Raw genomic sequence first — 25,428 nt, forward strand, 5'->3', positions numbered from 1 at the left:
GGATGATCGCCTGCGTTGCGCAAGCATCCTTACCCTCCGGCCCAGACCGCTCGAGTCTCGCACCGAACTCCGCACCATGTCGTTATCGTACAAAACCTTTACCGAAAGTCCGCTCCAGAAATCACACGCGCATCCTCACATTTGTTTTAGATCATAAGGGCCCCAAACAGAAGAGCCGAAGTGACAGAAATTCAACTTTCGCTATTAAATTTGTGGATTTCATCTGCCGATTGATGGATAATAGTCACTGTAATACTGTCGGCTTTTTGGTTAGTTGGTTCAAACAATAGAAGAAAGGATCGGAAAATGGCTAAGAGGAGACGTCGAAAGCGAGCTGAGTTGGAAAAGATAAAGAAAGGCTTGGAACGGGCCGTCCTGAAAGCGGGCGCCGCCAGTGTGAGTCAACTCATCGCCAAGAACGGATCCAAGCTGGGTCTCAAGTCGACTCCCAACGACAAGAATCTGGTCAAGCGGCTGTTGAATTCCGTCGACGGAGTCGAGATGGAAAAACGGGGCCGCGAACTCTTTTTCGTGTCCCAGGTGGAGGCGCCACCGGCCGTCGCCGCCGATGCCCCCGAACCGGCTCCCGAGCCCGAGGCGGAAGCCGCTCCGGAGGCTCCGGCAGCTCCCGAATCCGAACCCGAACCCGAGCCTGAACCGGAACCGGAGCCCGAACCGGAACCCGAAGCGGCGGCTCCCGAGGCGGAGACGCCTGCTCTGGCTCCCGAACTCCAGGCCCTGCGTGCCTATGCCCGACAGTTGGAAGAATTCTCCGGTGCGCTGAACAACCAGGTCAGTACGCTGGTGAGGATGATCGAAAAGTTGGGTTCCTGATCCCTCGCGACCGGACGCAAGAAGATCAGGACTGACATGCGTGCCGGTCCGAATCAATCGGCATCCGGGCGACCGTTGCGGTTGCCCGGACGCCCCGCTCCGTCGATTGATTCTCTGTTCTTCGCCCCGAGTTCGCGCCGTGGACGGCATTCCTGCGCCCTCGCCGCAGACGGTCAACGATCCCAGGGATGGTGCAACGTCGGGGCGTTGGCGTACCGGTCCATCCCGAAGGTCATCCGCGCCCCGCAGCCGGGCTCCAGCCGGACCGTGACGCAGGAGCCGTTCAGCTCAATCCTCGATTCGCCCTTTGCCACCTCCGTAAACCGGTGCTCCCCGTATCCGCCCGCCTGCACCACGACGTCGCGCGCCGCGACGGGATTCAAGTTGGCCAGGGTGACGGTCACCGAATCGGCGCTCATTTCCTGGATCAATGCGCCCACATCCGGTGGGACCCCCGAACGGCGCCGGCCCGGATCGAAGTATCGCAATCGGAAGTTCACGCTCCAGATGACACTGGGAAGATAGGCCCCGGTCATCAGGCTGGCCAGATTCCGGCTGGAGGACGGGTTCAGATGCATGAACCAGTCGGGAAGCCGGGTGTCGGGCGTCGTGGGGTCGTCCCGGATCGCCTGCACCCGATTCCGGACCCGCTCCAGGTCCTTCCTCAAGATCCGGGCCGGGTAGTCGGGCTCCGCCCCTTCCAGAAACCCGATCCAGCCGGTCTTCGGAATGGGTTCCAGGTCGGCCCGGTCCATGCCCCACAGGTAGAGTTCGGTCCAGCGATCCAGGTTCATTTTGTCCGTCCACGCGTACCATTCCGGTTGCCCCGTGTAGGTGTGCCCCCGCGGGTCGCCGTACATCTTGGGGATGACCGTCCTGCCGTCGACCACCTTCTTCCGGCTGTGGAAGTGCATGAGATGTTGTCTCATAACCGCCAGATAGCCCGGGTCGCCGGTGAGGAGGAAAGCGTTTCCAAATCCGTCCCAGGTCCCGATGAAGATGGTTCCCCGGTGCTTCACGTACCCCACTTCGGCGTCGAAGTTGGTGAAATTCCAACCATAGAGCCCCTTCCACCACTGCCCCGACGCGCCGCCCGGCTTTCCGTCCAGGCCCACCTTGGTGGGGATGAAGCCGTTGTTCGCGCGCGTCCGCTCCTTCCAGGCATCCACGTATTCCAGGAGCCAGCGCCGGTATTTCTCCCGGCCCGTCAGCATGAAGGCGTTCAACGCCAGGTTGGTGGCGGAGAGGTTCAGGTGGCTGTCCCCCACGCTGTCCTTGTAGTCCTGGCAGTGGGCCAGCATCTTGGGATAGTGGGCCGCGAAGTCCAACATCCGCGCCAGTCCGGCCGAGCTGTGCAGGAAATGGAATCGGCCGCGAACGGGGTCCCCCACCCAATCGTAGACCGTGGGCTCCCTCAGTATGGGTCCCCTGCTGCCGGTCCAGGTGCTCCGGATCAGCTTGCGCACCGGGTCGTAGTTGGGGGCGGACGGGTCCTCGTTCATGTAGAGGCCGGCGAAGCGGGCCATCCGCTTTCGGTAGAGGGAGTTGTTGGGCTCCGAAAGCCCGAGGGACATGAAGGGCTGCATCCCTTCCCGGGTGTGCGCCCAGTCGGACATGGTGATGAATTCCTGAAAATAGGCCCCGTCCCGGGCCAGATCGGTCTTCACCGTTCTCAGTTCGCCGTATTGGAGCCAGTGACCCTCTTGCGCTCTCTTGTAGTCCTCCAACACCGAATCGCCGGCTCCGAGGGAGTGCAGAAGAGGCCAGTCGCTGAAGGTCTCGATGGCGTCGTCAGGCCCGTCGATCACTCCCCAGCGAGGCACGTGCAGGAGGTATCCGCGGTCGTCCAGAGCGTGTTGGGCCAGGACCCGGCAGGCCAGGCTGTTGGCGTCCAGGAGCCGGCGCTGCAGGAGGGCCCACTCGGGCGGCTCCATTGGCGTGTCCACGACCAGGACCAGCTCCCGCGCCTGGATCACGGAGCAATCCAACCCCAGCAGAAGAAGGCAGATTCCGGCCGGCGCGGCCCTCCGCGCGGCTCGAATCGCTTCAGACACGGTCGACCAGATCATTCCTCGTTCCTTTCCTGAAACCGGGTCATCCATCCCGACGCGGCAGCGGCCGCAAACCTGATGAGCCATATCAACCCTGATACACTCTCCCGCCATGAAACGAAGAGCATTCCTCCGCAGGGCCGCCGCCGGAACAATTCTCTCACCCTGGATCGTGGGCCGCGGGGCCCCGTCCGCCACCGTCGAACCCCTCCGGGTGGGGGTGCTCACTCAGGAAAACGGGCCCCATCTGAGCGCCTACCTCCGATCCCTGGCGCAAATCGACGGCATTGAATCCATCGGCCTTTCCGATGAAAGCGGGACGACGTTCGCAAGTGCGCGAGATGCCCTGGGCGCGAAGGTGACCACCTTTCGGGACCACGACCGGATGCTGCGGGAGTTCCGGCCCCGCGCGGCCGTCATCAGCCTGGCCGCCCACAAGGCTCCACCCGTGATCCGCAAGACCCTGGAGGCCGGCTGCCACATCCTGGCCGAAAAACCCTCCTGCACCCGGGCCGAAGACTTCGAGCCCCTGGTCCGGCTCGCCGAGACCAGGAAGCTGACGCTCACGCTGGCCTTCTACCTGCGGGCGAATCCGGGAGCCGTCAAGGCCCGGGAACTGGTGCGTTCCGGTTTCATCGGCAAACCCTACGCGGCGCATCTGCTGGTGGTGGCGGATCAGACCCGTCTCACCCGCCCGGCGTTCCACCGTTCCTGGCTCGCCTCGCGAGACACGGCCGGCGGAGGAAACCTGATCTGGCTGGGAATCCACTACGTGGACCTGCTCCAGCATCTGACGCAGGACCGCATCGAACGGGTCTCCGCCATGACCCGCAACGTGGGGGGCCAGCCCATCGACGTCGAGGACGCGGTGGGGGTCACCTTCCAGTCCCGGAAGGGGATGGTGGGAACGTACCACGGCGGTTACTATCTCGATCGGGGTTACCACCTTGGACTGACCCTCTGGGGCTCCAAGGGATGGCTCCGCTTCGACGAGGACAACTCGCCTCTGGAGTGGTACTCGACTCATCCCGATGCTCCCAAAGGGGTCCAGTCGTTTCCCTTTGCCTACGAGGTCGGGCCCTACCACGGTATCGTGGAGGCGGTTCTGGACGCGGCCCGGGGCACGGGCCCGCCGCCGGCCACCGGCGAGGAGTGCCTTCACGTCCTGAAATCCATCTTCAGCGCCTACGAGGCGGCCCGGACCGGACGGGCTCAAGACGTCCTCTGACGGGGCGGATCACGACTCCTTCAGGAAGTCGTGCACGATCTCCGCGAAGCCTTCGGTGTAGTCGGTTTCCATGTAGTACGCGCCCAAGTACTCCCGGGGAGCGAAGTCGGTCAGATCGTAGATGGGTGAGGGATCGAACTGCACGACCCCGTCGCCGGCCCGGCAGACGTGGACGGTCACGTCCGAGGAGCACTTGGCCCCGTCGATGACCTGGAGAACGTCGAATCCCTTGCCGTCCACCCTGGGAATCGCCTTCAAGCGCCAGGACGGCGCCATTGCGGGCAGGCTCTCCGGGTCGGCCGCGCGGTGCATCGTGGAGCGGATCGCCAGGATCGAGGCGCCGGCCAGCCGAGTGTCCGTGTACATGACCCGCTCGTCCATTCCCACCCGAATGTCGGAATAGACCTTGGGCGTGCCGTAGATTTCCCGCCCCGCCGGGATGCTGGACTTGGAGTTGAGAAACGCGATGGGCGCAAAGTAGCCCGGCTGTCCCCGGTAGCTGCACTTGACGGTGAGCACACTCTCCAGAAACCCCCCGTAGTTGGCCGTCCAGGTCGCGTCGATGCCGATGGCGGCACAGTTGCCGTCCGGGTCGGGCTCGAAACACCAGGGGAGGACCCGGTCCAACGCCCCCGGGTCCGCCCGAAAGCAGACGATTTGGATGCGGACGTTCCGGTAACGGGCCGGAAGCGGAGGATAATAGGGAGAAAAGGCCGGCATGTTGGCGATCTGATCCCTTGGAATGGTCATGGCTGATCTTCCTTTTTCAGTTCGTGGCGCGATTTCCGAAACACCCGGGGTTGGCGACATGTTCGGGACGCCTTCCCTGGAGTACGTCCAGGATGCCTTGGGCGGCCATCAGGGAGGCGCGTTCCAAAGCGCTGTCCGTCAAGCCGGAGATGTGAGGGGTCAACAGGGTGTTGGGTGTTCGGCAGAGGGGATGATCCGCAGGCAGGGGTTCCTCTTCGAAGACATCCAGGGCCGCCCCGGCCAGCCGGCCCTCCCGCAGCGCCCGGGCCAGGGCCGCCTCGTCGATGACGGGTCCTCTGGAGGTGTTCACCAGCCGGCAGCCGGGCTTCATCAGCTTCAGGCGTTCCTGGTTGATGAGATGGCGCGTCGCACCACTCAGCGGAACGTGAAGGCTGATGAAGTCGGCCCAGGCCAGAAGAGCCTCCAGCGACTCCTCGAAAACGGCCGCGCCCATCGCCGAACCGGGTGGCAGGAACGGGTCGTAGGCGCGAACCTGCATGCCGAATCCACCGGAGGCGATCCCGGCCACGCGGCTGCCGATGCGGCCCAGGCCGATCAGGCCCAGGTTTTTCCCGGCAAGCTCCACCCCCTGGTATCGATTGCGGTCCTCCATGGTTCCGGAGCGGATGGCGTGGCTGGAGGGATAGATCTGCCGGGAGAGAGCCAACATCAGCGCCATGGCGTGTTCGGCCACGGTCCGGCCGTTGGAACCGGGCGTGAACACGACGGGAAGGCCTCTGGAGGTGGCCGCCTCGCAGTCGATGTTGTCCGTACCGACCCCATGCTTGCCGATCACCTTGAGGCGGGGTGCGTTTCGAATATCTTCGGCGTCTACCTGAAAGAGGCGCACCAGGGCCGCGTCGGCTTCCCGGAAGGCGGCCCGATGAGGTGCTGACCCTTCGGCGTCCGGCTCCGGCGGCACGGTGATCCCTTCTTCCCAAGGGGTCCGGCAATGGCAGTGCCGGCGCAGCAACTCCACCCCGGGGGAAGCGATGGGTTCGGGGATGAAGACGGTGGGTTTCATTCTTTTCTGGGGGGAGTCGCCGAAACGCCCTGCAATCCCCCGTTCACCTGGAACACCTGCCCGGTGATCCAGGACGCTTCGGACCCGCACAGGAAGGCGACCATGGAAGCGACGTCCCGGGGCTCGCCCCAGCGGCCCAAGGGGATGGATCGGCGGACCCGCTCGACCATCTCGTCCCGGCTGATTCCCAGGGTCCGGCTACGCTGGGCCATGGTCCTGCGGTTGAAGTCGGTGTAGACGGGACCGGGGCTCACGGCATTGACCCGGACACCATAGGCGGCCAATTCCGTGGCGAGGGTCCGGGTCAGGCTGGCGACGCCCGCCTTGGCCGCGTTGTAGGCGGCGACCAGAGCCGCAGGGCTGTGGGCATTGATGGAGGCCAGGTTCACCATGCTTCCCGACTCCCGCCGCCGCATGAGCCGTCCCGCGGCCCGGCAACAGAAAAAGGTTCCCGTCAGATTCACCTCCAGGATGCGCCGCCACTCTTCGTCATCCAACTCCACCGTCGGGGTCACCTTCTGGCCCAGACCGGCGCTGTTGACCAGGATGTCCAATCTCCCCCGGCTCCGGAACGTCTCCTCGAAAACGGCGCTCACCGCCGGGGAGTCGGTCACGTCCAATGGGGACGACTCGGCCTGGAATCCGTCCCGCACCAGAGCGTCGGCGACTCCCCGGACCTTCTCTTCCTGGAGGTCGCAGAGCAAAACGGAGGCCCCATCCTGCGCCAGCCGACCGGCGATGGCCAACCCCAGACCTTGGGCGGCTCCCGTCACTACCGCGACCTTGTTTTCAAGGGACATGCTCATCTTTGCGTCAGGATAGTAACAGTCCAGGTCCGACCCCGTCACGGCATCCGAACCCTCCCTCATCTCACTCGACAGCGGCGTTTAGCCGCCCCAATCGGGGCGTCCGCGACCGGAGTCGTGCGGGGCTCTCCTTCCTCTCTCTTGACGTCTTTCCTCTTTTCTCTTTCCTTCCGCTTGCATAAACTGGCGCTTCATGGTTTCCGGCGGACTCGCCGCCGAACGAAAAGGAGATGAGTCATGATCACATCATTGGAACATGTGGCTATCGTGGCCGATGACCCTCGAGCGCTGGCCGACTGGTACTGCACGAACCTGGGCTGCGAGATCGCCGTAGCCGACGAGGCGTACTCCACCTATTTCGTGGCCGTTCCCGGAACCGGAGTCCTGGAGATTCTTCCCTCCAGCGACCGTCCCCGCTTCGAAGCTGAAGGAGACGACGCCGGCATCCGCCACCTGGCCTTCACCGTCGTCGACTTCGAGGAAGCCTGCCAGCACATCAAGGAGCGGGGCATCGAGCTCCTGCAACCCATCTCCGTGAGCGCCACGGGAACGAAGCTGGCCTTTTTCCCCGATCTCGAAGGCAACATCCTTCAATTCGTCTATCGCCCGAAACCGTTGAGGTAAGGCAAAAACAGCCGCTTGCCCGCAATGCCTGCGGGCTAACCCAGGATCTCCCGGAGCGCAGGTTCCAGATCGGGGAAGCGAAAGCGGTAGCCACTCTCCTGAATCCGGCCGGGCAGCACCTTCTTGCTGGAGAGCAGCTCGGTGGCAAACCCGCCCAGAACCAGTTTCAGGGCGAACCCGGGCGTCGGCAGGAACGCGGGACGGGACAGAACCCTTCCCAGCGCTTTGGCGAAGTCCTTTTGCCGAACGGGGTTCGAGGACGTCGCGTTGAAGGGACCCGAGAGGTTTTCGTCGGCCAGCACATGCTGAACCATGCCGATCAGATCCTCCCGGTGAATCCAGGACCACCACTGGCGGCCCGAACCCAGGGGGCCCCCCAGTCCCAGCCGCGCCGGCAGCAGCATGGCGTCCAGGGCGCCTCCGCCTGCCGCCAGGACAACGCCGATTCGGAGATGGACCACGCGGACGCCCGCCTCCGACGCACGGGCACCCTCTCTCTCCCATTGGCCACAGATTTCGCCCAGGAAGTCACTCGCTGCCGGCATCGACTCCGTCAACTCCGTCTCTCCCTGGTCGCCGTAGTAGCCGATGGCGCTGGCCGAAACCAGCGTTCGCGGCCGTCCCTCCACCTGCCGCATGGCGTCGACCAGATTCCCGGTGGACCGGACCCGGCTCTCGCGGATGGCCTGCCGTTTGCGGGCGGTCCAGCGGCCGACGACGCTCTCGCCCGCCAAGTGGATGACGGCGTCCACCTGCTCCAGGCTCTCCAACCGTGGACCCTCCTCCACCGGCCGCCATGCGAAAACCCGGGAAAGACCGGGGACGGCTTTCCGGGCCGCGTCCGGACGGCGTGACAGCGCCGTCACCCGGCAACCCGACTCGGACAACACTTCGCAGAGCCTGCGCCCGACGAATCCGGTGGCTCCGGTAACGAGAACTCTCATTTGACCTTCTCCTCTCCCGGGGACTCCCCACGGGGCCGGTCGTGAACAATCCGAAAGGGGCCTCCACCGGACCCCGGGATCACTCCCTCCGGCTCAGTCTACACCTTGGAATGGACGCGGGTTCCAACTATTGGGAATCCCGGCAGGGTTGTTATGGAGCGGCGCCACGATTCCATTTCCACGCGTAGGCGATGCGGAAGTAGAGGAACGCTCCGTTGTAGTTGAACGGGGTGTACGGACTGTATCGATTGCCGACGGCAGTGGCGTTGGGGTTTTCTTCCGGCTGATTGTCGAACACGTTCTGGGCGCCGAGGGTGAGCGTGACCGATTCTCCCATCGAGCGAGTGGCGTGCAGATCGAAAATGTAGTCGCCATTGTAGACCCGGACGTCCCGGGAGTCATACCAGTCGCCGTAGTAGTTCAGGCGTCCCAGGAGGCGCCAGCGGCCCAGGTCGTGTTGAGCCGAGACGTTCCAGCGAGTTCCGGGAATTGCCTCTTGCAACTGCCGGAGACGCACGGCGTCCAGCACGCCCGGATTGAATTCGGTGACTTCGGTGTCGGTATGGTTGAAGAGAAAGCCGAAGGTCGTGGCGCCTCCCAGCGAAACCGGCGTCACCGTCGCCACCAAGTCGATCCCCTGGGTCCGGGTCTCGAAGTCGTTGGTGAAGAATCGGAAGTTCTGCAGATTGCGGGCGCTGGTGATCCCCTCCGAGATGAGGGTCTCAACCTCGTCGGGACTGAGGGCGAACAACTGGGTCAAGGCGAGGCGGTTGGAGAGACCGATTCGGAAGTAGTCGACCGTAAGACTCAGCGGTCCACGGTCGGCCACCACACCCAGACTGGTGTTGATGGAGCGTTCGGGTTCGAGCAGCCGGCCGCCCCGGAGTTGGGCCGCCCTGGAAGTGGAGGGGATGGTGCCGTCATTGACCAGATCCCTGAGCTGAAGATCGTAGCGGGTCGAAACGTTGAACGCATTCTGCTGCCCCGGTGTGGGGGCCCGGAAACCGCTGCTCACGCTGCCGCGCACCGCCCACGCCGGGGTCACACGATAGCGTCCCGCCAACTTGCCGTTGAGCGTGGCGCCGAAGTCGTCGTAGTCTTCGATCCGGGCCGCGGCGCCGACGGTCCACCGGCGGGATCGTCCGCGCAACTCCAGGTCGCCGTAGAGGGCGTAGTTGGCCCGGGCCCACTGGCCCGCGGCGATGGGACTGAATCCAGGGAACCCGTTGGAGCCGGCGCTGAAGCCTTGAGGGGCGTACGGCCCGATCTCCCAGGACTCGTTCCGGCCCAAGCCGATCTTGAAGTCTTCCTCGCGCCATTCACCGCCCCCGGCCAAGTGGACCCGGTCGTTCACGGCATAGCTCAGATCCAGATTGAAGGCGAGATCCTGTTGCCGGTAGAGACCGGGGTCGAATTCGGTGGGCGTGGCCGGACCCAACGACGCATTGACCGTATCGAAAATGAAAAAATCGACTGCGCTGGAACCCAGGCTGAAGCTGGCATCCCAAACCATCCCGCCGGAGAACTGGCCACGCAGGCCGCCGACCACCGACGCGTCAATCAATTCACCGCCGAACTGGGGCCTGAAGCCCCCCGGGAAGATCTCCTGGAAGGAGAAGCAGTCGGGATCGGCAAAGACCCGGTCCAACGCCTGCCGTTCCGGGACACCGTTTTCGATGCCGACGCGGGGACAACCGGCCGAACCGTCGAGGACGCCGTCCTGAGCATCGAGACGGTCCCCGATGAGCAGGGTCTTGCCGCCGTCAGCGCTGAAAACAGCCGCCCGGGTGTTGGGGTTGCGGAAAAAGAATCCTCCGGTCACGCGCCTGCTGGCGTAGTTGGTGTGACCGTAGAGCTGAACCTGGTCGAATACGCGCCCGAAGTTTCCCCAGAACTTGAAGTCGTCGTCGATGGCGGGCGACCCCCAGATCTGGGCCGGGTCGGCGACATGGGTGTTCCCGACCGATATGAGGTGTGCGGCGTCGGTGCGCTGGACACTGCGGCTGGTGGCGGCGGTGGTGCCGTATTCCACGCTCAGGTTGGCGAAACCACCCGGTCCGAGGGGCAGGCCGACGTTCCCGGAAACGGTATGGGTTCCGCCGTCTCCGGCGAGGAAGCTGCCGGTCCGGAACTCCACGCTGCCGCCGGAGGAATCGTCCTTGACCAGGAAATTCAAAACGCCGGCGATGGCGTCCGAGCCGTATTGAGCCGAGGCGCCGTCCCGTAGCACCTCCACCTGGCGCAACGCGATGGATGGGATCACGGAAATGTCGGGTCCCTGAGCCCCGTCGGCAACCCCGTTCCCCAACCAGGTGATGACGGCGCCGCGGTGGCGCCTCTTCCCGTTGACCAGGATCAGCGTGTGATCGGGAGCCAGGCCCCGGAGGGTGGCCGGGCGGATGATGCGGGCCGCGTCCCCCACGGGCTGCGGATTGACGTTGTAGGCCGGAAGGACGTTTCTCAACTGGTCGGCCACGTCCGGCTCACCCTGACCGGCGATGTCCTTGGACGAGATCACGTCGATGGGCACCACCGACTCCGTCACCGTCCGCGGCTGGGCCCGGGTTCCGACGACCACGATCTCTTCGGTCAACTCCGGTTGTGATTCGCGGGCGGGCTCCCGGCGCTTCTCCGTCTCCTCCTGTCCGGCGGGCCCGCTCTGCTGATCCGCGGCCTCCCGAGCCTGTGCCGCCGGCGGGAGCAGCAGGCAATACGCGGGGATCAGGAGAAGGCAGGATGCGAGCCATCGGCGATCGTCCCCCATTTCATCTCCGGTCCCGAGGGCGATCCGACCCTCGCCACAGTACCTTGTAACACGTGAACCCGGCATAAAAGTCGCCGGGGCACGGGAAGTCCACCCGGGACGACAATGGTCGCCGATCCGCGCCCTGTGGTACGCTCGGCTGCCTGCGGTCCGGGATCGGCTTCGGTTGGCCACCACCTGCTCCTGACGAGTCATGAACCCGATTCAAGTTCCCGTCACCAAGGATCTGGTTCTGGTCGGCGGCGGCCACAGCCACGTCGGAGTCCTGAAGGGCTTCGGCGCAGAGCCCATGCCGGGCGTCCGCGTGACCCTCGTCACCCGGGACGTCCACACCCCGTACTCCGGCATGCTTCCGGGCCTGATCGCGGGTCACTACGAATACGACGAGACGCACATCGACCTGGGGCCTCTCTCCCAGTTTGCGGGCGCCCGCCTCTACCATGATGAGGCCGTCGGCCTGGATCTGGATTCCAAAAGGATTCTGTGCCGTTCCCGGCCGCCCGTTCCCTACGACCTGGTTTCCATCAATATCGGCTCCACGCCCACTCTCGACCCGGTTCCGGGAGCTGCCGAATCGGTGGTTCCGGTCAAGCCCATCGGCAACTTTCTCCGCCGCTGGTCCGAGGTCAGGCAACGCGTCCTGGCCAGACCCGGAAGAACCCGCATCGGAGTGGTCGGAGCCGGAGCCGGCGGCGTCGAGCTCCTGTTGTCGGTCCGCCATGCGCTGGAGACATTGCGCCGGGAATCGGGCCGGCCCCTCCGGCCTCCGGAGTTCCATCTTTTTTTCGATTCCGGGACCATCCTTCCCACCCACAATCAATGGGTCCGATCCAAGTTTCAGCGGGTGCTCCGCCGCCGCGGCATCCGGCTCTACCCGGGATTGAGGGTCGTCCGGGTCCGGGGCCGAACCTTGGCGTTGGAGGACGGGTCCAGCCATGAAATGGATGAGATTCTATGGGTCACACAGGCTTCGGCCCCCGGTTGGCTGCGGGAGTCGAAGCTGGAGGTGGACGCCCGGGGATTCGTGAGAGTCGAAGCCACCCTGGAGTCGACCTCCCATCCGGGAGTCTTCGCCGCGGGAGATGTGGCCGCCGTGATCTCCCGTCCCCGGGAGAAAGCGGGGGTCTTCGCCGTCCGCCAGGGCAAGCCACTCGAACGGAATCTCCGGCGGTCCCTGGAGGGACTTCCTCCGAAACCGTTTCATCCCCAGCGGAAATTCCTGAGCCTGATCAGCACCGGGGACCGGCGGGCCGTGGCCTCCCGAGGCTCCTGGTCCATGGAGGGGCGTTGGGTCTGGCATTGGAAGGACCGGATCGACCGGCGATTCATGGCGCGCTTCAACCATCTCCCGGAGATTCAAGCCGCGCCGGCCGTTTCCCCTGGGAGAGGGACCATGAAGACGCCGGCGGCCCCCGCTGGGGATCGCCTGATGCGTTGCCGGGGATGCGGATCCAAGGTGGGGGCCGCCGTCCTGGAACGGGTGCTGGGCCGGATCGATCCGGGAAACCTCCCGGATGTGGTGCTGGGACTGGAGGCCGGAGAGGACGCGGCTGCGCTGTCGGTCCCGCCGGGACAGACCCTGCTCCAGTCGGTCGACATGTTTCCGGCGATCGTCGACGATCCTTTTGTCTTCGGCCAGATTGCCGCCAACCACTGTCTGAGCGACATCTTCGCCATGGGCGGCCGGCCCCGGACTGCACTGGCCATCGCTACGCTGGTCCTGGCTTCCGAAGGCAAAATGGAAGTGACATTGGAGGAGTTGCTGCAAGGCGCGAGACGGGTCCTGCACCGGGCCGGAGCCGAGTTGGTGGGAGGCCACACCCTGGAGGGCCCCGAGTTGGCCTTGGGATTGGCCGTCTCCGGCCTCGCCGATTCCGGCCGGCTCCTGCGCAAAGGAGCGATGGCGCCCGGAGACCGCCTCATCCTGACCAAGCCCCTGGGGACCGGCGCCCTTTTTGCCGCTCAAATGCGGCTGAAGGCCAAGGGCCGCTGGATTCAGGGGGCCCAGGAGTCCATGCTGCGGTCCAATCAGCAAGCCGCCGAGAGCTTTCTCCGGCACGCGGTCCATGCCTGCACCGATGTGAGTGGATTCGGTCTCCTGGGGCATCTGTTCGAAATGGTCCGGGGTTCGAACGTCCAGGTCAGGATCTCACTGCCCGCCGTCCCCCTTCTGGAAGGGGCCATCGAGACCGCCGGCGCCGGAATCCACAGCTCGCTCCATCCTCAAAACCTCCGATTGCAGCAAACGGTTCGGAACCCTAGACTGGCGTCGACAGCACCGGCCTTCCCGCTGTTGTGCGATCCCCAGACCGCGGGAGGATTGTTGGCCAGCGTGCCTGGCCAACGCGCGGAAACCTGTGTCGAAGAGCTGCGGGCGGGGGGCGACCCCGAGGCAGCTATCATTGGCGCCGTGGAAGCGAAGGAGGGTGGGCGCGAACCCATCATCATCGACCTCTGAACGGCCCCGGCAGCCGTAAACTTCATCCTGGAGAAACAAGAAAGATGATCGAAATCGGAAAACCAGCCCCTGACTTCAGCCTCAAGAACCAAGCGGACCAGGACGTCCGCCTCAGTGACTTCGACGGCCAGTGGGTCGTCCTCTACTTCTATCCCAGGGACAACACGCCCGGCTGCACCGTCGAGGCCTGCGAATTCACCGAAGGCGTGGAGGAATTCGCGGCACTCGATGCCGTGGTCCTGGGTTGCAGCCCCGACACCACCCGCAAGCATCGCAATTTCATCGACAAGTTCGACCTGAAGATTTCCCTCCTTTCGGATCCCGATCACGAGGTCATGGAGGAATACCAGGCCTGGGGCGAAAAGAAGATGTACGGCAGGACCTTCATGGGCGTGAAACGCTCCACCGTGATCATCGATCCGTCCGGCATCGTGGCTCACCACTGGCGCAGTGTCAGGGCCAAGGGACACGCCGGGAAGGTGCGGGACAAGCTGGAGACATTGAGGTCCGCCTGAGGCCTCGCGAGGCCCTGGATTCGCCTTGACGGGGAACTCCGGAATCCGACCAACCGGGAGCTCCCCCACCGGCCCGGTCCGTTTCGGCGGACGGGAGCGGGAGCGGCGGTTTCCTAACCGCCGAAACGGAGCGGCGGTTTCCAACCGCCGAACTCCAATGTGACAACTTTGGCGACGATGACTGGGCGATTGGAAATCGCCCCCCCTTTTTCTCAGAGGGAGCGAGCCGCCTCGTATCGGCTGATCTTGTCCTCGTGGCGGAGGGTGAGCCCGATCTCGTCGAGCCCCTCCAACAGGCAGTGCCGGCGGAACGGCTCCACCGGGAATTCCAGTCTCAGACCCAGGCCATCCCGGAGGGTGCAGCTCTCCAGGTCCACCGTCAGGGTGTAGTCCGGGTTTTCCCGGACGCGCCGGAAGAGGTCCCTCACCTGCCGCCCCGGGAGCCTGATGGGCAGCATCCCGTTCTTGAAGCAGTTGTTGTAGAAGATGTCGGCGAACGAGGGCGCGATTACGGTCCGGAATCCGTAGTCCAGCAACGCCCAGGGGGCATGTTCCCGGGAGGACCCGCAGCCGAAATTGCTGCCCGTCAACAACACGGTGGCGCCACGGAAATGGGACTGATTCAACTCGAAACGGGGGTCGAGGCTCCCGTCTTCGAGGAACCTCCAGTCATGGAAGAGAAACCGGCCGAACCCGCTTCGCTCGATCCGCTTCAGGAACTGCTTGGGAATGATCTGGTCGGTGTCCACGTTGGCCCGATCCAGGGTGGCCACCTTGCCCGTTTCCCGCCGGTAGGGTTCCATGACGATTGCCTCAGAGCCAGTCTCGAATATCCACGAACCTTCCCTGAATCGCCGCCGCCGCCGCCATGGCGGGACTCACCAGGTGGGTCCGTCCGCCTTTCCCCTGGCGGCCCTCGAAATTCCGGTTCGAGGTGGAAGCACAGCGCTGTCCGGGCTGAAGGACGTCGGGGTTCATGCCCAGGCACATGCTGCAACCCGACTCCCGCCAGTCGAACCCGGCCTCGATGAAGATCCGGTCCAGTCCTTCCGCTTCGGCCTGTCCCTTCACTCGCTGGGAACCGGGAACCACCATGGCATAGACCTGCTGGTCCACCTTCCGTCCCCGGGCGATGCGGGCGGCGCTGCGCAGGTCCTCGATTCGGGAATTGGTGCAGGACCCGATGAAAACCCGGTCCACGCGAACCCTCTGCACCGGAGTTCCCGGATCCAGATCCATGTAGTCCAAGGCTCTCCGTCCCGATTCCCGGTCCGCTTCTTCGTCAAAGGCTTCCGGATCGGGAACCACGCCCGTCACGTCCACCACCATTGCAGGATTGGTCCCCCAACTCACCTGGGGCGCCAGGGAATCCACGTCCAGGTCCACGTCCCGGTGGAATTCGGCCTGGGGATCGCTGGGGAGGAGCCGCCACCGGCCCACCGCCTCCTGGTAGTCCCTTCCCCGCGGGACGAACGGGCGTCCCTCCAGGTACTCGTAGGTGGTTTCGTCGGGCGCGACCATTCCGGCCCGGGCCCCCGCCTCAATGGACATGTTGCACAGCGTCATCCGCTCCTCCATGGAGAAGCCTTCGACCGCCGGCCCGGCGTACTCGATGACATGTCCCACCGCGCCATCCGTCCCCAGGGTGCGAATCATGTAGAGAATCACGTCCTTGGCGGTCACGCCGGCAGAGAGCCTGCCGGAAAAGTGGACCCGCATGGTCCGCGGCCGGCTCTGGATCAGACACTGGGTGGCCAGTACGTGCTCCACCTCGCTGGTGCCGATTCCGAAGGCCAAGGCTCCGAAGGCGCCGTGGGTCGACGTGTGGCTGTCGCCGCAGACCATGGTCAGCCCCGGACGGGTCAGGCCCAGCTCCGGCCCGATCACGTGCACGATGCCCTGATTCCGGCTGTCCAGATCGTAGAGGGTGACCCCGAACTCCCGGCAATTCCGGCGCAGCGTCTCCACCTGCTTTCTGGCGATGAGGTCGGCAATGGGCAACTTCTGATCGACGGTGGGGATGTTGTGATCCACCGTTGCCGTCGTCAGGCCGGGACGCCTGACCCCTCGTCCCGCCTGACGCAGGCCTTCGAAGGCCTGGGGCGAAGTGACCTCGTGCACCAGGTGGCGATCGATGTAGAGGAGGTCCGGCCGCCCGGATTCCTGGTGAACCACGTGATCATCCCAAATCTTCGCGAAGAGGGTCTTGGGCATGTCTATGAGTTGTTCCCCTGGCTGGTTGAGGACTGCTCAGCCGGGCAGTCCAAGATGGTGCTCCGCCGGCCCCGGATGGGTGCCGCGAAGGGGCCGGCCCGCCGGGACCCGTCAGGCCGAGGCGCTGCGCGGCGCCTCCCTCTCCAACCTGCCGGCTTCGTACAGAGCCTTGTTGACGGCGTTCAGATAAGCGCGGGCGCTGGCATCGATGACATCGACGCTGGCGGCCTTCCCCGTGTATCCGATTCCGCCGAACCTGGTTCGAACAAAGACTTCACCCAGGGCGTCCTTGCCCCGGCTCACGGCGCTGACGTTGTAATCCAGCAGCCGGCCGGTGATCCCCGTAATCTGGTCGATGGCCTTGTAGATGGCATCGATGGGGCCGTCGCCGTGGGCGGTGGCGACGAACTCGTCGTCACCCTGCTGGAGCTGGACCACAGCCGATGCCAGTTGCTGATTCCCGCCCTGCGCATGAACGTACTTGAGCTTGTAGGTGTCCGGAATCGTCTTGATTCCGTCCTGGATGATGGTGATCAGGTCTTCGTCGAAGATTTCCTTCTTCTGATCCGCCAACTTGGTAAAAAAGAAATAGGCTCGGTGCAATTCGTCGCGGGAGAGTTCGTAGCCCAGATCCTGGTACTTCCGAAGGAGGGCGTGGCGTCCGCTGTGCTTGCCCAGCACCAGCGAACTGCTCTTGAGACCCACCGACTGGGGAGTCATGATCTCGTAGGTCTGGGCATTCTTGAGCATCCCGTCCTGGTGGATTCCCGCCTCGTGCGCGAAGGCGTTCTTGCCCACGATGGCCTTGTTGGCCTGGACGAAGCTTCCGGTCAAGTTCACCACCATGCGGCTCGCCGCGTAGAGCTCCTCCGAGACGATGTCGGTGTGGAAGGGCAGGATGCTGCCCCGGGTCCGCAGCATCATGACGATCTCTTCCAGTGAGGCATTCCCCGCCCGTTCGCCGATGCCGTTGATGGTGCATTCCACCTGGCGGCAACCGCGCTCCAACGCGGTCAGCGTATTGGCCACGGCCAGCCCCAGATCGTTGTGGCAGTGGGTGCTGAAAATCGCGTGCTCGTGGTGGGAGAGGCGGGAGCGGAGGATCTGGATCAAAGCCCCGTACTCACCGGGAACGGAATAGCCCACCGTGTCGGGGATGTTGACCGTCGTGGCGCCCGCTTCCAGGACAGCGTCGAACACCTCCACCAGGTAGTCGATGTCGCTCCTGGTGGCGTCCTCGGCGGAGAACTCAACGTCCTCACAAAGGTCCCGGGCAATCTTGACGGCCTCCACCGAGGCCTCCAGCACTTCGGTCCGGGATCTTCTGAGCTTGTGTTTCAGGTGGATGTCCGAAGTGGCGATGAAGGTGTGAATCCGGGGTTTGTACGCTCGCTGCAGGGCCTCCCAGGCCCGCTCGATGTCCATTCGATTGGCCCGGCACAGACCGGCGATGGTGGGCTCCCGCACCTCGGCGGCAATGGCCTGCACCGCCTCGAAGTCTCCCTGGGAAGCGATGGGGAACCCGGCCTCGATGATGTCCACGTTCAGCCGTTCCAGCTGACGGGCCATCTTCAGCTTCTCCTGAAGGTTCATGGAGCATCCGGGAGACTGCTCGCCGTCACGCAACGTGGTGTCGAAGATGTAGATTTTTTCCGACATGGGCCCCTTCCGAGAGTTGGACTCAACCGAAAAATAGCCTTAAACAGTAGCAGGACTGATCCTTCCAGGTCAATTTGCGACCCGCCGGAGGGAACGCCTTCAGATCACCCGCTGCACGAACCAGAACCCCCCCAGACCCAGCATCAGGGCGGAGGCCAGATTGATGGCGACCGGGTGCCAGCGCCGCCGGCTCAGGTAGAGGACCGCGGGAAAAAGGAGGAGAAGGATCGCGAGTTGTCCCACCTCGACGCCCAGATTGAACGAGAGGAGGGAGACGGCCAGCCCTGACCTGGGAAGCTGCATCTCCCGCAGCACATTGGAAAACCCGAATCCGTGAATCAGTCCGAAGAAGAAGGTGATGACCCAGCGGTACTGCACCTCCCGCACGAACATGTTCTCGAGAGCGACATAGCAGATGCTCAACGCAATGGCCGCCTCCACGAATCGGGTGGGCAGGATGACCAAGTCCAGTGTGGCCAGAATCAGCGTCAGGCTGTGAGCAATCGTGAACGAGGAAACGACACCCACAAGCGACTTCAGGGTGCCTCCCAGAATGATCAGCCCCAACAGAAAAGCCAGATGATCGTAGCCGGTGAGGATGTGCTCCACTCCCAGAACCAGGAAACGGCCTGCCCGGCGGGCGAGACCGGCCCATCCCGTCAGCACCTCGATCCTCTCCACCGGCCGGCCGACATCAAGAACGTACTGGGTGAGCTCCCCGTCCATGTTGACCTGGCAGAAGGTCTGGTGGCGGTCGTCGGTGAGCTTGTGGAAGGCGGATTCCAGTTGAAGTTCCCCCGGTGTTTCCTGAAATCGATGGTCCAGGGACAATTCCAACTCCCCCGAGTCCAGGATCCGGAAGTTTTTCACATGGGTGTCTGCCGTCTGCTCTCCGCTCAGAATTCGGAAAGTCTCAAGGAGCCGGGACTGGATGTCCTCACGCCGCGCGGAGACCTCCTCATACTCGAGAACCCCGTCGCGGTTCGCATCCAATTCGGGAAGAAAGTTCAGGTCCAGAATGGAAATACGAATCGTGGACCGCACCTGGGCCGGCTCCACCTGAATCGACCAGTAACCCACCGAGCCCTGGTGTGCGTGAAGCTGAGACGAGGAAACAACCAGCCAGGCCAGGCAACCCCACCAGCTCAATGCGAGGGGAGACGCCCGGATCAACGGGGATTTCCGAGGACAGGCCGCCGAGCCGGAAGTCGTCATCAGGGACGATGGACCCCCGCCCGCTGCAGTTCCTCCTCAACCAATTTCTTGATGCTTTCGTAGGGTTTGGAACCCTTCAGCACCCGGCCGTTGATGTAAACCGCCGGCGTCCCTGAGACTCCGGCCGCCATTCCGTCCTCCAGATCCTGCTGGACGGTGGCCGCATACTTGCCCGACTCCAGACACTGGTTGAATGCCTCCGGATCCAGATTCAGTTTCTTGGCTTTGGTCGTCAAGTCCCCGGGCCCCAACTTCTTGATGTCGCCGAAGAGAGCGTCGTGCATCTCCCAGAACCGGCCCTGGTCGAATGCGCACAGGGAAGCCTCCGCCGCCTTCTGAGCGTGCGCATGGATACTTCTCAGGGGAAACTGCCGGAAGACCACCCGGACCTTCCCTGGATACTCGCCAGCGATCTTTTTCACGACGGGGGCGAGACGCGCGCAGTAGGGGCATTGAAAGTCGGAAAACTCCACCAGGGTGACCGGCGCGTCCATCGGGCCCAAAGACGGACTGCTAAGCGTCCGGATCTCCACCCGGTTCGGCTCCAGCAACGACTCGACCTGGTTCGCTGCCTTGAGACGGTCCACAAATGCTTGATAGCGCTTCTGGTACCGCTGCCGACTCAGATATCGCCGAATCTCTCCGGACATCTCCTCGAGGGACTTTTTCAGCTTCTTCCGGTTGCTCTGGTAAAAACCGGCCACCTCCTGATCGGTGGCCGGCTTCATGCCGACGCTCACTTCCAGCCGCAGCAACTCCTGCACCGGGAGCGACCGCCGCTTGGCTTCCTGCTCCAACAGTTTCAGGCCCACCAGCCGATCCAGATTCGACTCGACCGCGTCGTGGACCTTCTGTTTGTGCTTCGCCTCGTACTGTAGACGGGTCAAGCGGAGTTTCTTCAGGTCGGAGGCCGCGGCCTGGCGGACTTCGTCCTCCGTAACGGCCACTCCGTTGACCCGGGCCAGCACACGGCCCTTTTCCGGCTGGGCGCCCATCGATACCCCAAGGCAACCGGCCAACGCCGTGGCCGCCAGAATAAGAAGGACTCCACCCCGGCGGGTGGTCCGGTGTGATGCGTACTTCATGAAGCCTCCCGGCCCTGAATGAGTTCCGGCTCAGTCTACTACGACTGGGAGCCGAGGCGCGAAGGATCAGTGGAGGTCGACTGGAACGTCTCTCCGTTGCCGCTTGTCCGTCTCGGTTTGAACCACTACAGCCGTGTGACCCGCACCCGCAGGAGGAGACAGTAAACGGCGACTCCTCCCATCAGTACGCTTCCTACCAAAAGGGCGAAGGGTGCGGAGACCCGGGAGGCCAGCAGTCCTGCCACCAGATTTCCGACCGGCATCCCTCCCCTCATGGCCAGATTGAAGATGCTCAGGACTCGCCCGCGCATCTCTTCCGTCGTGGCTTCCTGGACCAGCGTCATGACGGAGGCAAAGAGCACCATCAGGCAGACTCGGCAGAGGAAGAGAAGCAGCAGCCCCAGGTAGAGGTTCGTGGAGACGGCGAACAGGGCCAACAGCAGGGCCAGGACGACCTGGACCTGAATGCTGAACCGGCCTCTGCGGGTCATCCATCCCAGGTTGGCCGAAATCAGTGCCCCCACCACCGCTCCAATGCCCGAGCAGGTCATCATCCCGGCATACCCCTCGGGCCCCATGCCGTAGATGTCCCGCGCGTAGACCGGCAGGAGCATCGTCATGGGAAGGGCGCTGAAAGTCAGGACGAAACCCAGAAAACTCAGTTGCCAGAGCGCCTTGCGGGCCCGTACGAAACGGAGGCCGTTCCGGATCCCTTCCCAGACCGTCTCCTTCCTGGCGGCGGGCCGGAAACTGCTCTTTATGAGGTAGAGGCTGCAGATCACCGCCACAAAGGAGAGCCCGTTGAGTCCGAAACAGGCGACAGCGCCATAGGAGGTCATGATCAACCCGGCCAGGACCGGTCCGATGACCAGAGCGAGATTGAACTGGATCGAATTCAGCGCAACCGCGTTGGCCATGTCCCGGCGTTTCACCAGGCCGGGAATCAGAGCGGCAAAGGCCGGAGCACCGAACGCCTGGGCGGTCCCCACCACCGTCACCAGGACCAGGAAATGCCACAGCTCGACCTCGCCGGCGAAGACCAGAAGCGTCAGGATGAACGCCGAGACCATCTGGCCGTACTGGGAGAAGAGCAGAAGCTTTCTCCGGTCCACCCGATCGGCGGCGGCTCCTCCCACAAGGGCCAGCAGGACGATGGGCATTTGAGACAGAAAACCGATCAAACCCAGATAGAAGGGGGAGTTTGTCAGGGTGAGGACCAGCCAGGACTGGGCCGTCGTCTGCATCCAGGTCCCGATGGCGGAGGTGCAGGCGCCGGTCCACATCAAGCGGAAATCGCGGTACCGGAAGGCCTGAAAGGTTCGCAGAAAAACGCCGGCCCGGGATGGAGAAGCCGATTCCGAGTCTCCCATGGCGCCGGTATTATGGCTGTCCCGTGCCGCACACGGCAACGGCGGACGGCGCAGCCTCTCACGGGCTGAAGAGAAACTCCACCACGTCTCCGTCCTGTATCTCGTAATCCCTGCCCTCGGTGCGGATCAGGCCCTTCTGGTGCATCTCTTTCCAGTCCCCGGTCCGGCAGAGCTCCGGGCCGGACACAACCTGGGCACGGATGAATCCTTGTTCCATGTCGGTGTGGATCTTTCCGGCCGCCCGGACGGCCGGTGTGCCCCGGGGAATCTCCCAGGCCCGGAGCTTTTTTCGGGCGATGGTGTAGAAGGTCACCAGATCCAGGATTTGGAACCCCCGTCTGATCAGCCGTTCCGGACCCGGGGCCGGCAGGTCCAGTTCGTTCAGGAACTCCTCCCTGTCCTCGGGATCCAACTGCTGAAGTTCATGATCCAGGGATGCCGAGACCACCAGAACCGGGTTCGGGCCGGCGGGAGCCACCTCCGCCCTGAGCGACCGGACGCAGGGCTGGTCCTCGCCGAGCGAATAGTCCTCCTCGGCGACGTTGGCCACATAGACGACAGGCTTGCCCGTCAACAGCCCGAGTCCTTTGAGGCGCCGCTGTGCCTGCGGGTCCAGGTCCAGCGACCTGAGGGGAACCCCATCTTCCAGGCATCGTTGGAAAAGAAGAAACTGCTCCTTCTCCCTGGCATGGGTCCGGGGATCGGTCCTCCACGTGTTTTGCTGCTTGGAGACGATCCGGCCAAGGACCTCCAAGTCAGCCAACATCAGTTCCGTTTCCACGACCGACACGTCCCGGGCGGGGTCCACCCGATCCAGGACATGGACGATATCCGGGTCCGGGAAACAGCGCACCAGGTGGACGAGAGCGTCGACCTGCCGGATGTGACCGAGGAACTGGTTCCCCAGGCCCTCTCCCCGGCTGGCGCCCCGCACCAGGCCGGCGATGTCGATGAACTGCACGAAACAGGGCGTGCACTCGCTGGGCGCCAGCAACCGCTCCAGGTCCCGGAGCCGCGGGTCCGGGACCGGCACCTGGCCCACATTCTGGTCGATGGTGGCGAAGGGATAGTTGGATACGCCCGCCGCGCCCGAGGTCAGCGCGTTGAAGAGGGTGGACTTGCCCACGTTGGGCAGGCCGACGATCCCCAGCGAGAGCATTGGATCATTTTAGAGGAATGAGGAAAGAGGAGCGTCACGGCGCTTTTCCCAAGGACAACAGATTGGCCCAGAGCCGGAAGGCGCCCGGCACACCGGCGGGGAGTTGCCTGAAAAACCCCAGGCCGGTATAGGCATAAGTCCCCTTCCCGTAGCGGGCCACGACCAGGGCTCCACGCTTGGCCTCGGGGTTGTAAGGGAAGGGGTCCCGCAACTCGAGCAACGGTCGATAAGCCGGGTCCCATTCCCCCAAAAAGTAGAGACCCCGTTCCTGGACCCATCCCTCCCAATCGGCATCGGTGATGGTGTTCGGCCAGGTCAGCGCAGGATGATCGGGCTCCAGGACTCGCACCAGCGACGTCTCGTCCGTGACCCGATCGTGGGGACGGTGAATGCGCGCCGGGTAGGGACCGTACTGCTCCCGGTTGAACTCGTACTTGTTGTACTGGACCAGCAAATGCCCGCCCTGGCGCACATATTCCAGAAGCCGATGGTTGTTGGATCTCAGGTCGGCGCGGTTCAGATAGGCCCGGACACCGGTGGCGATGACGTCGAAACCGGACAGGTCTCCCTCGGCCAGATCCGAGGCGTCCAGGAAGTTGAGTTCCAATCCCAGATCCTCGATCGCGGCCGGGACCTGATCGCCGACTCCCATCACGTAGCCGACCCGGACCGGGGCCACCTTCACATCGAACGCCTGGACCAGCGACCGGGCCTGCCGATAGAGGTGCCGGGTCTCGACATGATGGTAGTCGATGGACCGGTAGCCCTGGGAGTAGGTCCTGCCTCCGACTCTCGCCCGGGCCTCGAGCCGGTAGCTGCCCGGTTCGAGATGTTGCGGCGGCTCCACTTCAAATTTGACGGTGGCGGTCTCCCCCTCCCGCCGGAACGACAGATCGCGAGTCCGGGGTTGCACCCGCCAGCCCGCCGGAGCCAGCAACTCCACGACCGTATCGAGACTCCCGGGACTCTCGTTCTCCACGCGGACGTGAAAGATCTTCCCTTGCGTGGCGCCCGGAACGAAGATCCGGACCTCCGGCTCCAACTCGAGAGTCACATCCGGGACCACCTGGAGTTCCCGCCGCCGCTCGCCGCCGATCACCGGGTCGAACCAGCGGTACCGGACCGGAACCTCGGCGCTGGCTTCGACACCGTCCGAGACATACGTGACCTGGGCTTTCAAGGCTGATGGACTCACCGCCTCGACGCCGCTGAAACCTTCGCGGACCGAAAAAAGATCGATTTTCGAATCGGGCCGAAACCAGTACGGCTGCGTGTAGCCGGCCTCGGCCGGGACCGTGGCCCGGAACTCGCTGATGGGACCGGATCTTCCCAGGCTCCGGACGTTCCAATCTCCAGCGCCCGACAACTGAACCGAGCGCAGGCGTGCCGGACGCCCGGAACGGCTCAGAAAGCGGACCTGGACCAGCAGTTCTTCTCCCGGATTGACGCGTCCGTCCCGGCTCTGGCGGACCAGCGCGTCCAGGTAGATGAAGTGCCCCCGGCGGGCGGCCGCAAGAAAGTCCTGCTCCTTGGCTCGAAGCAGAAATCGAGCCTCGGCATTGCCGGTCCGGGCTGCCAATTCCCGGACCAGCGCCAAGCCCTGCATGACTCCCGCAGCCGCCTGATCGAGATGAGACTCGGCGTAGTCGTCCCGGATCTGCCCGATCAGACGTTGGAGTTTCTCCAGGCCGCCGGCCAACTCCCGATCATGCCGGGCCACTCTCATCAATGAGATATCGAGGCCGTCGAAGAAGCCGGTTCCGTCACCCAGATCCGTATCGCCCTCGATCAGACGGAAGTAAGCCGTACGCGATCCTGGCTCGGGCAGGACGTTCATCCCTTGGCAGCGATGGCTGCTCCGGGCCCGGGCTCCAAACTCGGCGTACGATTCTCCCAGCAGCGGATCATATTCGCCCACTTCGATGGCGGCCGTCCGGCTCGATGCGGAACTTCCATCACCCCAAGCCCACCCCACACCCGGCGCCTGATACAGGCGGGATGGCTGCCAGGTCCGAAGGCCTTCCTCAAGCTGTTCCGGGAAACGAGAGGCGTCCGAGGCCAACTCGACGGCCTGCGCCGCCAGGCGCCCCGACGCCTGGTGATGTTGTCCCCCACCCGCGCCATGGGGGTTGAGGGTCAAGATCACGTCCGGCCGGAACTCCCGGATCACCCGGACCACGTCCCGCAGCACTTCCTCGCCCCAGCGTTGCAAGGTTTCCTCGACGCTGAAGGAGTAGCCGAACTCATAGGCCCGGGTGAAGTACAGGCGAGCGCCGTCGAAACGATGCACCCGCATGAGTTCCTGGGTCCTGAGCACTCCCAGAGCTTCGAACAGTTCCGGACCGATCTCGTTCTGTCCTCCGTCTCCCCGGGTCAGGCTCAGAAGCGCGGTGCGGATCCCGAGCCCCCGGCTCACCTTGGCCAGGACGGCGTTGTTTTCGTCGTCGGGGTGGGCCGTGATGTAAAGCAGAGAACCCGTGGGCGGGAGACGCCGCAACGCCAAGCCGAAGCCGGTCAGCCCCTGGTCCTCTTCCAACTCCAGCGGAGTCGCGGCCAGTGGAATGGAGAACACTGACAGCAGGAAGAGCACCGCCGGGAAAAGCGGTCCGCTTCCGGATCGTGCTGGCTCGCAACGGTTGATTTCAAGTCTTTCGGGATCCATAGACCGAACTCTCTAGACTCGGATTCGGAGCATGTACGAAGCCGCGGTCGGCGCAGGCTGGCGCCA

General features: G+C 64.0%; 19 protein-coding genes. 5 read left to right on the forward strand and 14 right to left on the reverse strand.

Going from position 1 to position 25,428, the window contains the following annotated elements; translation table 11 throughout:
* Positions 1-306: 306 nt before the first annotated feature.
* Positions 307-834, forward strand: coding sequence for a hypothetical protein (locus OXT71_02235; GenBank protein MDE2925199.1), 528 nt, complete (start codon positions 307-309; stop codon positions 832-834).
* 173 nt (positions 835-1,007) lie between these two features.
* Here the strand turns inward: OXT71_02235 and OXT71_02240 are convergent, their stop codons facing one another.
* Positions 1,008-2,903 carry a hypothetical protein gene (locus OXT71_02240; protein MDE2925200.1) on the reverse strand — a complete coding sequence of 632 codons (1,896 nt, stop codon included), beginning with the start codon at positions 2,901-2,903 and terminating at the stop codon, positions 1,008-1,010.
* Positions 2,904-2,997: 94 nt separating this feature from the next.
* Between OXT71_02240 and OXT71_02245 the strand changes: the two genes are divergently transcribed.
* Entirely contained in the window at positions 2,998-4,113 is a 1,116-nt protein-coding gene (locus tag OXT71_02245; GenBank protein MDE2925201.1) for a Gfo/Idh/MocA family oxidoreductase, read from the forward strand.
* Positions 4,114-4,122: 9 nt separating this feature from the next.
* Here the strand turns inward: OXT71_02245 and OXT71_02250 are convergent, their stop codons facing one another.
* The 3 genes from OXT71_02250 to OXT71_02260 are packed head-to-tail and all read right to left on the reverse strand — an operon-like array spanning position 4,123 to position 6,693.
* Positions 4,123-4,863, reverse strand: coding sequence for an acetoacetate decarboxylase family protein (locus OXT71_02250; protein MDE2925202.1), 741 nt, complete (start codon positions 4,861-4,863; stop codon positions 4,123-4,125).
* Between the two features lie 16 nt (positions 4,864-4,879).
* Positions 4,880-5,887: a hydroxyacid dehydrogenase gene (locus OXT71_02255; protein ID MDE2925203.1), complete on the reverse strand. Its 1,008-nt coding sequence runs from the start codon at positions 5,885-5,887 to the stop codon at positions 4,880-4,882.
* A complete protein-coding gene (locus OXT71_02260; protein MDE2925204.1) occupies positions 5,884-6,693 on the reverse strand; it encodes a glucose 1-dehydrogenase in 810 nt (269 codons plus the stop codon). The genes OXT71_02255 and OXT71_02260 overlap by 4 nt, the downstream gene beginning before the upstream one ends.
* 237 nt (positions 6,694-6,930) lie before the next feature.
* Between OXT71_02260 and OXT71_02265 the strand changes: the two genes are divergently transcribed.
* Entirely contained in the window at positions 6,931-7,317 is a 387-nt protein-coding gene (locus OXT71_02265; GenBank protein MDE2925205.1) for a VOC family protein, read from the forward strand.
* A 35-nt stretch (positions 7,318-7,352) separates the two neighbouring features.
* Here OXT71_02265 and OXT71_02270 read toward each other — a convergent pair whose 3' ends face one another.
* Together OXT71_02270 and OXT71_02275 are read right to left on the reverse strand one after the other, a co-directional pair.
* Positions 7,353-8,261: a TIGR01777 family oxidoreductase gene (locus OXT71_02270; GenBank protein ID MDE2925206.1), complete on the reverse strand. Its 909-nt coding sequence runs from the start codon at positions 8,259-8,261 to the stop codon at positions 7,353-7,355.
* A 151-nt stretch (positions 8,262-8,412) separates the two neighbouring features.
* Positions 8,413-11,025, reverse strand: coding sequence for a TonB-dependent receptor (locus OXT71_02275; GenBank protein MDE2925207.1), 2,613 nt, complete (start codon positions 11,023-11,025; stop codon positions 8,413-8,415).
* Positions 11,026-11,218: 193 nt separating this feature from the next.
* Between OXT71_02275 and selD the strand changes: the two genes are divergently transcribed.
* Both selD and bcp read left to right on the forward strand, forming a co-directional pair.
* Positions 11,219-13,483 carry a selenide, water dikinase SelD gene (gene selD / locus OXT71_02280; GenBank protein ID MDE2925208.1) on the forward strand — a complete coding sequence of 755 codons (2,265 nt, stop codon included), beginning with the start codon at positions 11,219-11,221 and terminating at the stop codon, positions 13,481-13,483.
* 44 nt (positions 13,484-13,527) lie between these two features.
* Positions 13,528-13,998, forward strand: a complete 471-nt coding sequence (gene bcp, locus OXT71_02285; GenBank protein MDE2925209.1) for a thioredoxin-dependent thiol peroxidase — start codon at positions 13,528-13,530, stop codon at positions 13,996-13,998.
* 212 nt (positions 13,999-14,210) lie between these two features.
* On the opposite strand, the gene leuD is transcribed toward bcp, so the two are convergent.
* The 8 genes from leuD to OXT71_02325 form a co-directional block, all read right to left on the reverse strand.
* Positions 14,211-14,801, reverse strand: coding sequence for a 3-isopropylmalate dehydratase small subunit (gene leuD / locus OXT71_02290; GenBank protein MDE2925210.1), 591 nt, complete (start codon positions 14,799-14,801; stop codon positions 14,211-14,213).
* 10 nt (positions 14,802-14,811) lie between these two features.
* On the reverse strand, positions 14,812-16,212 hold the full coding sequence (gene leuC, locus OXT71_02295) for a 3-isopropylmalate dehydratase large subunit (protein MDE2925211.1): 1,401 nt from the start codon (positions 16,210-16,212) through the stop codon (positions 14,812-14,814).
* A gap of 111 nt (positions 16,213-16,323) precedes the next feature.
* Complete coding sequence (locus OXT71_02300; GenBank protein ID MDE2925212.1) at positions 16,324-17,871, reverse strand: 2-isopropylmalate synthase; 1,548 nt, start codon at positions 17,869-17,871, stop codon at positions 16,324-16,326.
* A 99-nt stretch (positions 17,872-17,970) separates the two neighbouring features.
* A complete protein-coding gene (locus OXT71_02305) occupies positions 17,971-19,044 on the reverse strand; it encodes a HupE/UreJ family protein (GenBank protein ID MDE2925213.1) in 1,074 nt (357 codons plus the stop codon).
* A 41-nt stretch (positions 19,045-19,085) separates the two neighbouring features.
* Positions 19,086-20,171 carry a thioredoxin domain-containing protein gene (locus OXT71_02310; GenBank protein MDE2925214.1) on the reverse strand — a complete coding sequence of 362 codons (1,086 nt, stop codon included), beginning with the start codon at positions 20,169-20,171 and terminating at the stop codon, positions 19,086-19,088.
* Between the two features lie 125 nt (positions 20,172-20,296).
* Positions 20,297-21,541: an MFS transporter gene (locus tag OXT71_02315; GenBank protein MDE2925215.1), complete on the reverse strand. Its 1,245-nt coding sequence runs from the start codon at positions 21,539-21,541 to the stop codon at positions 20,297-20,299.
* Between the two features lie 58 nt (positions 21,542-21,599).
* Positions 21,600-22,700: a redox-regulated ATPase YchF gene (ychF, locus tag OXT71_02320; protein ID MDE2925216.1), complete on the reverse strand. Its 1,101-nt coding sequence runs from the start codon at positions 22,698-22,700 to the stop codon at positions 21,600-21,602.
* Positions 22,701-22,734: 34 nt separating this feature from the next.
* On the reverse strand, positions 22,735-25,362 hold the full coding sequence (locus OXT71_02325) for a PIG-L family deacetylase (protein MDE2925217.1): 2,628 nt from the start codon (positions 25,360-25,362) through the stop codon (positions 22,735-22,737).
* Positions 25,363-25,428: the final 66 nt, after the last annotated feature.

This window comes from Acidobacteriota bacterium (assembly GCA_028874215.1).
GTDB lineage: Bacteria > Acidobacteriota > UBA6911 > RPQK01 > JAJDTT01 > JAJDTT01.